Genomic DNA, 8,274 nt, shown 5'->3' with positions numbered 1-8,274 from the left:
ATATACGGACATTATAATCGACTAATTCTGGACAGGCAACACCGTCAACTTTCGGAAATATAAGGGTGTCAAAAACAACTTATAAAGACTACTGTACGTATGCACCACTATTGTCCTAGTTCTTATTAAATTTACTCTGCCTTATCTATTGTGATTTACCATTAATCATTTTGTACCGGTCACATATCACATTCCACTCTTAGATATATTTAATGGATGAATGTATTAATAATGTAAGGCGGGTTAATTGACGAACAAAGAATACACTCCAATCCTAATATCTGTTAATATTATACAAAGCTATTCTTTGTTTAAACAAAGTAAGAAAAAAATATTTTCTTTCAACCGAGATATTAGTACTTCAAGAAGAAGCAAAAAACATTTAGCAAATTCGAATGAAGATAATACTAAGCTAGCAAATCAAAGTAATTAGACCAACTTCTTCAAATGGTATTACAAGTACATATTCCGTAACCTTCTAGCTACTGCTAAAACCCTTGGTCTATTAGATTAAGTTTCTACGAAAACTAAAAGCAATCTCCCAACGACATGAAACATCAGGGTATTCAATTTCCACAAAAAAGCTCTTATAAGAGAAGTTTGGGATGGAATCTAACATCTTTTGTATAAAAAAGTTACCATGCAAGTGGGATTAACTACCTATAAATGAGTTTAAGGTTGTCGGGGAGTATGGGATCAGGCAAAAACTACATGCTCCAAATATAAAAAATATCTCAAGGGGAGGAAGTATTATGAGAAACGACTGTAAATGGTGTGAAGAAGAAAAAGATGACTTAGTTTATATGAAATATGAATTCGAGGAAGGAGCTTATTGCCAAGAGTGTAGAAAAAAAATTTCTAATGGTGAAATGGACGAATATTACGAGGGTTTAAAAAATGAGGATTATTTTATTAATCAAGATTTTCCCGAAGAACCATGGGAAAGCAGGGTTCGGAGGCAAACTCAAGATTGTTATGGAATTTGTAATATATGTGGAAAAAACAGGAATTACGGAAATTGTTCTTGTGTCTGAATTTAATGGCAGCAGATTTTTATAAAGAGGAGACTTTGCCATTAATCAACAAAGATTCAAGACTTACCAAACATACCTTTCAATAGGTATGTTTGCATTATTGCATTTTTTTTCGCTCTGTTTATATTCACACAGTGGATGTTTGGTGGTAAGGATGCCAAATGAACACGCCTTACAATTATGTGATCCAAAAGAAACTAAACGCCTTAAACTATAAATTGAATAGAAAAATATCAAGATGTATTACGAAACTAAATATAGAATAACTTTTTTTGATTACGCCCTTGTCATAATGAGCAAAAAGAAGAATTAAAAGGGCTTTTCAAAAATAAAAATAAACTTCTGAGAAACCTAATTTTTATAGTTATTCTTAAATACTAGATTATTAAAATAAACCAATCAATTCACTTCTTAAATAAATGATGTTTCACATAAATCAAAATATATCGTTACTCTTAAATTTTATTATTTAAGCGATGCAATTCTTTGCATCGCTTCTTTTTCTAATTTTAACTTTCTTGTATTTTTATTCTATTCAGTGAACAATTGGGTGAAATTATAACTCTGTTTTTTAACCAACTAGTTTATACACTAATACCTGCTAGCTCACACATTTTGTCAATTGCTTCGTTAAATTCGGTTGGTACAGCTATGATGTTTTCATCAGCATCGTAGACAGTGAATTGTTCTTCATTAAAGTCAAGAGTGTAGCCACCATGATCAAGCACCACGTATTTTTCATTATAAGCACCGACGGAATCAATATAATTACAGTCTACTCCTTTTTGTTTCAATGCGGCATAAATGGCATAGCTATAATATTCCTGACAATAACCGCTCGTCATAGTCGTATCAAGCAGTAAAATATTTTTCTCATCATGGAAACGAATCAGACGCTTGTTTCCACACTGCCTCTTTAAAATAATAGGATACTCGATAAAGTATTTTCGCCAGTCAGTTATTTTGCTGTTATCAATGATTTGCTGTAAATCTGCCTCCACTGTATCTGGAGTTACTTTATCAAGTAGTAGCTTCAAATACTTTACATGATCATGCCGTAAGTAACGTTTCCAGCTAATATCACGATCAAACCCTTCAATGAGGAAACTATAGTTTTGCCCAGTTTTAATTAAGTAATCACCAAATGTAAGAAGTGCTCTTGATAATAAATCATTTGATAACCTCAGATTCGTTTTTCCGAAGATTGAAATAGCTTTCTCGTAATACGAAATAAAGGAAGCTAGTTTTTGTTTGTGCTCTTCATCAGTCCATTTATTAAAATCATCAGCATTGATAAAGGATAGTAAAAAGCCAATCTCTCCTTCAAAGTAATGATAGTCCTCTGCCGTATAAATATGTTTTTTCCAATCTTCATCAGCGAGTACCAAATTAGCTTTTAATTTTTCCTGGGTAAGCTGGAAGCCTAAAAAGCCAGACAGTTTTACATTTGGATCTGCTAGATATTCATCTAGATTTTCAGCATGAGTAACTAGTCTATCAATTGCTTGGATGGATTGCATATAATCCTCGACTCGATTGTAAATCGTATTTACTGTAACATTACGAACAAATCGCATCCAACGGCCAAACGCTGAAAAATCACCATTAAAATGACAAATATAGGCTACAATCGCATAGAGTTGAACACGATCCTCATAATTGATACCCTCGGTCATCGCCTCATCTATCACTTTTTTTATATCAATAACTGATGCTTGATTATCTAGTATTTCCTTCGAAAGCATATCTAGCGTTACTTCAATATCCTTTACCCACTGATCGTCCTCAATTGTCAGCTTCGCTAAATCATCAATACGAACTACTTCTCCACCATTAATGGCAGCAAATAGACGATTACGGTTTTGCTGATGACGTGCTAGCTGGTTGTGTAGAAGTGTATAGAGAAATTGCAGAAACGACTCGTCAAAATTTTCTTTTCGATGCTTTCAGAAAAAATCTGACCAAGAAGTATCTGTCTTATATAATATTTCCTCGCTATCTACTTTATCTACACCTTCTAAATATTGTTGAAAACGTGCCTTGAAGTTCTCGAATGGTGTCAGCGGTTTCCCGCGAGCATTCATTTTAATATAAAGCGTGTCTTCTAGTTGAAAGGAATCTAAGTCAATGAACTGAAAAGTAATTGGTGCATTCACCTTAAGAGTGTCAAATAATCGATTAGGTAAATCATATTCCTTTGAATAGGTATGAATAGAATCAATCATTGTAAGCATTGAGTCAACAGTCGGGTCGTAAGCCCATCCATAATAAAAGTCTGACACATTGTAAATTTGTTCCGATAAAGAGTCCGCTTCAAAATCCAAATCTGTCAGCTGAACAAGAAGCTTGCAAAACAGCTTACTACTCAATCGTGTTTCATAGGAAAAATGTTGAAATGCATCTTTATTTTCAGCAAGCTTCCCTTCCTTCACAGCAAAATACCAATGCATTAAAAATAACGTCGTCAGCCTTTGTTGCCCATCTAGTGGAGCAAAATGCTTCGCTTCATTTACCGTGCCATAGATAAAATCTAACTCAATTGGCTCACTAGTTTGCAGGGTCTTAAACAAGACCCGTAAAAATTCATGACGTACATGCTGAACGTCTTTATCCTTTCTTCCTTGAGCATAATCTCGTTGAATAATCGGAATGGTAATATGGTAATTCTCCATTAGCTGCCAAAAGGTAAATACTTTTGATTCTGCCATCTTACCCCACCTCCATTTCTTGGTGCTTAGTGATAACTGGCTCCAAAACCTCGAGCATATTTTCCATATAAGCCTCGCGATCTTCCTGATTCCAATGGTGAATTTGCTTCGTTTGCTTACTGTAATACTTTAAAAAGACATTCTTAGTGCCAATTGGAATATATACACCCATTTGGTCACGAGAAATTATCTCTTCACGTTTTTTGGGAAAAATCGCATTTTTATATGCACGGTTCGTTTTAGCATCTAGTAGTGTACAGTTTGAAATATGATTTGAATATCCTTTTCCGAAATAATCCACAATCTTTTGCTGTATTTTTTCAAACTGCTCTGCTTCCATTGCTTCTATTAAAATAGCCTGCTCCTTTTCCACAAGCTCAGCACAAAAGTAAGAATCTTCCACATATGCTAAAGCATCTTGAATAAAGGTAAGCTGCTCTTCCTGATTAATGAGAACCTGACTTTGCAGAGAATGGATATGCTCAATATCCCACTTCTCATTTTTAAACCGATCAAAATCAAAGCGTTGCTTCGAATGCTGGTCCTGCTGAAGAGTCAAAATATTAAATAAAAGTAATATATCCTTCACCTCTCGACGATTGGAATCATAGCTAAGTTCAGTAATGTCCCAATTTCGCAAACGGTTCCTAATACTATGGTATAAGGAATCGATAAAATCATTTTTTTTCATCGATTTAGCATTTTTTAGAACGCCTTGTATTGGGTATTTTGTTGCCAGCAAATAACCAATTAAATGATACAACTCTCGGTTATCAAACCATTCATTAAACTGATAGTATAGCTTCTGAATTTCCGCCCAAAGCTCCTCCACTATTTGATGCCTTACCTTACCCTGCTCCGTCTGACGTTCTATTTCTTCATGAAAGGCATGGAACGTCCTATAAGCGGTATGTACATCTAATTCCTGTGGAAAATTAGCTGTTACTAGTTCAAATAGCCATTCAATATGATTTTCATAATTTTCCTGGGTTGACTGAAGGAAATACCAAAAGTCAGGATCCTGTAAACGTGTTTCCATTGTATCCCATTGAGTTGCTAGCTCAATCTGCTTCATTTTCAGATAATCATGCTGATCCTTATCATGACCTAAATTATTTTTACTTAAAAATAAAGCTTTAATTAGTTCGGCATTTGTCAGAGGAATTTTCCCAATATTAATCCGTGTAAATAAATTTATGCCATCATAATTCTGATCCAGTTCATACCAAAGTACCTTCACTTGATCCGTTAAACGTTGCCAGATATGAATAGGAATATTTTTATCCGCTTGCTGTTCAAACCATTTTTTAATTGTTTCATAGGCATTATACATATGATAGAAATCAATATTGTCATTCTGCCTACTTTCTCCGTTTTTTATATCATTAATAAATGTTTCACTACTAGTCCGAGTTTCATAACTTAATGTATATCCAATACCTTTATAAAAAGGAATAATAGACTGAATATATTTGACAATTAATAATACGGTCGTCAGTCGCTGTTGCCCATCAATAACTTCTATTCCTTTTTCATGCTGCTTAAGGACGATTGGTTGCAGCCAGTAAACATCATCTTTTTTTGGATCCATGTTATGAAACTCCCATATATCCTCTAGGAGCTCTGTAATTTGAATGTATGTCCAACGATAGCCGCGTTGATATCTAGGAATCCAAAAGTGGATACCTTCCTTCATGATTTGGCCAATACTTTTTGGATCTAATCTTGTCAAATTTAACACTCCTTTTAGACTGCCCTATCAATAATTTGCGGTTCTTTAAATTTTTGTGAAATTGAACAATCCCTATGTAAGATTAAACCTATTACCTTTCTAGCCAGAAGATAATATAGGAGTAAAAGTTATGTAATTTTTTTATCTTTAATTCCTCTAAAGAATTTATCTCATCCCCTTGATTGAATCTTACTTTGAGGTTGTAGTCTGTTAAATTACCAGGTTCAAGCCAATTTATACTAATTCTCTCTTATCTGAAATTCCTCCAAAAGTATTACAGGAATATGATTACTCTCTTTGAGAAGAGCAGCTGATAATAACCTTTCCCCCGGTTTAGATTGGAATTAAAATATCACTAGAATGGCAACATACAAACTTTCTTCTAATTGCTAATTCGGAATATTGAACAGCATTATCGAAAAAAAAGTATCTTTCAATTTATTAAGAGGGGTCAAAGTTAAATAAATCATCAATTTCTTCAAATCCCTCGATACCATCGTCCTCATTCAAACCCTTTATTCCAATTTTACATTCGTCATTTTGCGATTCCCTAACTCCAATTTTCCCTATGATCGGGGTTTGCTCTCCCACAGGCTTAAAATCAAATTCTTCAAGTAAATACGAGAGTTCACTTTCAATATCAATTTCTTCTTTTTGAGCAGTCTTTTTCAATCGCTCTCGTTTGTTAATTATTTCCTGCCATTTAGATAGGATAGCTTCCCTTTCTTTATCGGGTAATTGAACGATACAATTTTCAACATTTTTTCTTGAATAGAGATTTTCCCATTTAAATAAAACCATGAAGAGTTCTGACATCAGCCCTCTTTTATACAAGTGTGTCACAATATTCACAGCTTGAGCCAAGGACCACCTCTTCAAACAAAGTCCCCCTACTATATCAAGAAATTTAATGGGATTTTTATTGTTTATGGCATTTCGAATAAAGTATCCCAAGGTTTGATTCATTATTGTATTGTTAGGAAGCTCAAGATTTTTATTATTTAAATGATAGATGTCATTCACCTGATCGATAATGTCTTTGCATGCTATGTTTATACTCTGTTTTTTAGTGGATTGTTTTCCTCTACCTTCCAAAAACTTTTCCCCACCAGAGAAAAATATGGAAATTTTTACATCATATCTACGGTGATGTGCAGGACCTGATGTAACCAGTTTTGCCTTAGTCTCCATGTTTAGACCTTGGGTAATGATTTGAAGATAGCTACGGTAATCAACTGATTCCGAATCTTCCACAAAAGAAGAAATAATAAAAGTATTTACAAAAGACTTTATATTATTGAATAACTTCTCATTTTCTTGGTTCAAATTTTGAAGAAACATCGCCCCTACTAATGATTGTATGATATCAGCCCTAAGTGAAGCAGCACTCAAATCACCTTTATTAGGAATTCTAACCGACCTATATATAGAGTTAGGTAGACAGGCACTTAAGTGCCTTTTGGACACCAGGCTACTTGTTAATTCCATCATGCGACTATACTTACCACTAGCTCTAAGCTGGAAGTCTTGTAAGATAAATTCACCTATAATAAAAGGAATTACTATAGCCCCATACCAAGCGTACAGTGAGAATATTTCCACAGTATTAAGCCTTTTCTCATTTGCAAAAGATTTATGGGTAAAGCATATATCTAACTTTTTTAAAGACAAGTCTTTTGTAGTTAACTGTAGTATTTTATATTGCCGCTTTAGTTCAGCTTCTCTACTGCTCGTTAAACCTGAAGTTTCCTTTTTAACAGAAAGAGCAGGTTTATCACTTTGTTTTATTAGGATAGATAATTGATTGTTTTCAAACCAATTTTGAGCCGCTTTTTGTTGTGCCTTTTTCTTAGAACACTCAGTTCCAATTCCACTTAATCCATTAGCACTAACTTTTTCAGTATAAGAACAATTATGTGGGGGACCATCGACACTTACTGTCTCATATTGAATGCTATCAGAATTCATTTTTATTTTTTGAATATACTCTTGTAAGGCGGATTTATAATCTATCTGTTTTTCAACCTTTTTGCCCTTTTTGTATAGAGGAAAAAGAATGTCTATTAATCTATAAAAACCATTTCCTTTATAAATATGATAGAAAACAATGAGACAATGATCTAAATAGCGATCCTTTCTAAAGTTCAATTCACCTTTGCCAATATATAGATATTCATCAAACTTGTATTCATCATAAAACTGAACAAGAATCTCATCCTTATATTGTGTTAGTTTTTCGGATATCTCTTTATGATTCTTAGTACCCTCTTCTGTAATCATGGTTACAATAGCTAAATGGTACAGTAGCTTACCTAAATGTATGTATGATTTTTGCATTTCAATTTCATTGGATCGTTTTTTCTCATTTAAGTAACTTGAGTGATACAAAGCCTCTTGCAAGATTTGAGTATCAATGTCAATCTTTAATTGTTTTTTCAGCTTTTCAACAATCATAAGCTAATTCACCTCTTAACTTTTTTCACATAGTTATTTATTTTCAAAAGCCTAATAATGCTTATTGTTAATTAACTTTTTTATAAAACAAGTTAGCGCAATTTTAGGTTGATATAACAAAACTTCAATTTACCGAGAATCTCCTTACCAGGAAATACTTATTTTAAGAATTTTAAATATTCGAACTAATATTATGCCTTATATTTAAAACAGAAAGTGTGGATCAACTTTTTTATTACTAATCAAAGCCTAATCCACACTATCTTCTTATTAATTTTTCATATTTTACTCGGTGCTTATCTACGAACTATTCAGCACTCCAATACTTAGATACTCCGAGAATATT

The 8,274-nt window shown here is 33.3% G+C and carries 5 protein-coding genes; 1 reads left to right on the top strand and 4 read right to left on the bottom strand.

Annotated features, from left to right (window positions below):
• The first annotated feature begins 752 nt into the window (after nucleotides 1-752).
• The gene (locus tag JJQ88_RS19845; protein ID WP_210367776.1) at nucleotides 753-1,034 is read left to right on the top strand and encodes a hypothetical protein; all 282 of its coding nucleotides are present in this window, start codon (nucleotides 753-755) and stop codon (nucleotides 1,032-1,034) included.
• 584 nt (nucleotides 1,035-1,618) lie between these two features.
• Here JJQ88_RS19845 and JJQ88_RS19840 read toward each other — a convergent pair.
• The 4 genes from JJQ88_RS19840 to JJQ88_RS19825 form a co-directional block, all read right to left on the bottom strand.
• Nucleotides 1,619-2,779, bottom strand: a complete 1,161-nt coding sequence (locus tag JJQ88_RS19840) for a hypothetical protein (protein ID WP_210367775.1) — start codon at nucleotides 2,777-2,779, stop codon at nucleotides 1,619-1,621.
• Between the two features lie 201 nt (nucleotides 2,780-2,980).
• Nucleotides 2,981-3,742 (bottom strand): GmrSD restriction endonuclease domain-containing protein, encoded by a 762-nt coding sequence (locus JJQ88_RS19835; RefSeq protein ID WP_210367774.1) that lies wholly within the window; start codon nucleotides 3,740-3,742, stop codon nucleotides 2,981-2,983.
• 1 nt (nucleotide 3,743) lies between these two features.
• On the bottom strand, nucleotides 3,744-5,474 hold the full coding sequence (locus JJQ88_RS19830; RefSeq protein WP_210367773.1) for a DUF262 domain-containing protein: 1,731 nt from the start codon (nucleotides 5,472-5,474) through the stop codon (nucleotides 3,744-3,746).
• 441 nt (nucleotides 5,475-5,915) lie between these two features.
• Nucleotides 5,916-7,928, bottom strand: coding sequence for a putative dsRNA-binding protein (locus JJQ88_RS19825; RefSeq protein WP_210367772.1), 2,013 nt, complete (start codon nucleotides 7,926-7,928; stop codon nucleotides 5,916-5,918).
• Nucleotides 7,929-8,274: the final 346 nt, after the last annotated feature.

The sequence above is a fragment of the Bacillus sp. REN3 genome (genome assembly GCF_017912555.1).
Classification (GTDB): domain Bacteria; phylum Bacillota; class Bacilli; order Bacillales; family Cytobacillaceae; genus Mesobacillus.
Note: the sequence above shows the minus strand (reverse complement) of the source record. Positions and strands in the feature narration are given on the sequence as shown.

Excerpts from the sequence above, each read along its gene's own strand:
- JJQ88_RS19835 (WP_210367774.1), bottom strand. The coding sequence starts at position 3,742 with ATGGCAGAATCAAAAGTATTTACCTTTTGGCAGCTAATGGAGAATTAC.
- JJQ88_RS19825 (WP_210367772.1), bottom strand. The coding sequence starts at position 7,928 with ATGATTGTTGAAAAGCTGAAAAAACAATTAAAGATTGACATTGATACT.
- JJQ88_RS19840 (WP_210367775.1), bottom strand. The coding sequence starts at position 2,779 with ATGCTTTCGAAGGAAATACTAGATAATCAAGCATCAGTTATTGATATA.
- JJQ88_RS19845 (WP_210367776.1), top strand. The coding sequence starts at position 753 with ATGAGAAACGACTGTAAATGGTGTGAAGAAGAAAAAGATGACTTAGTT.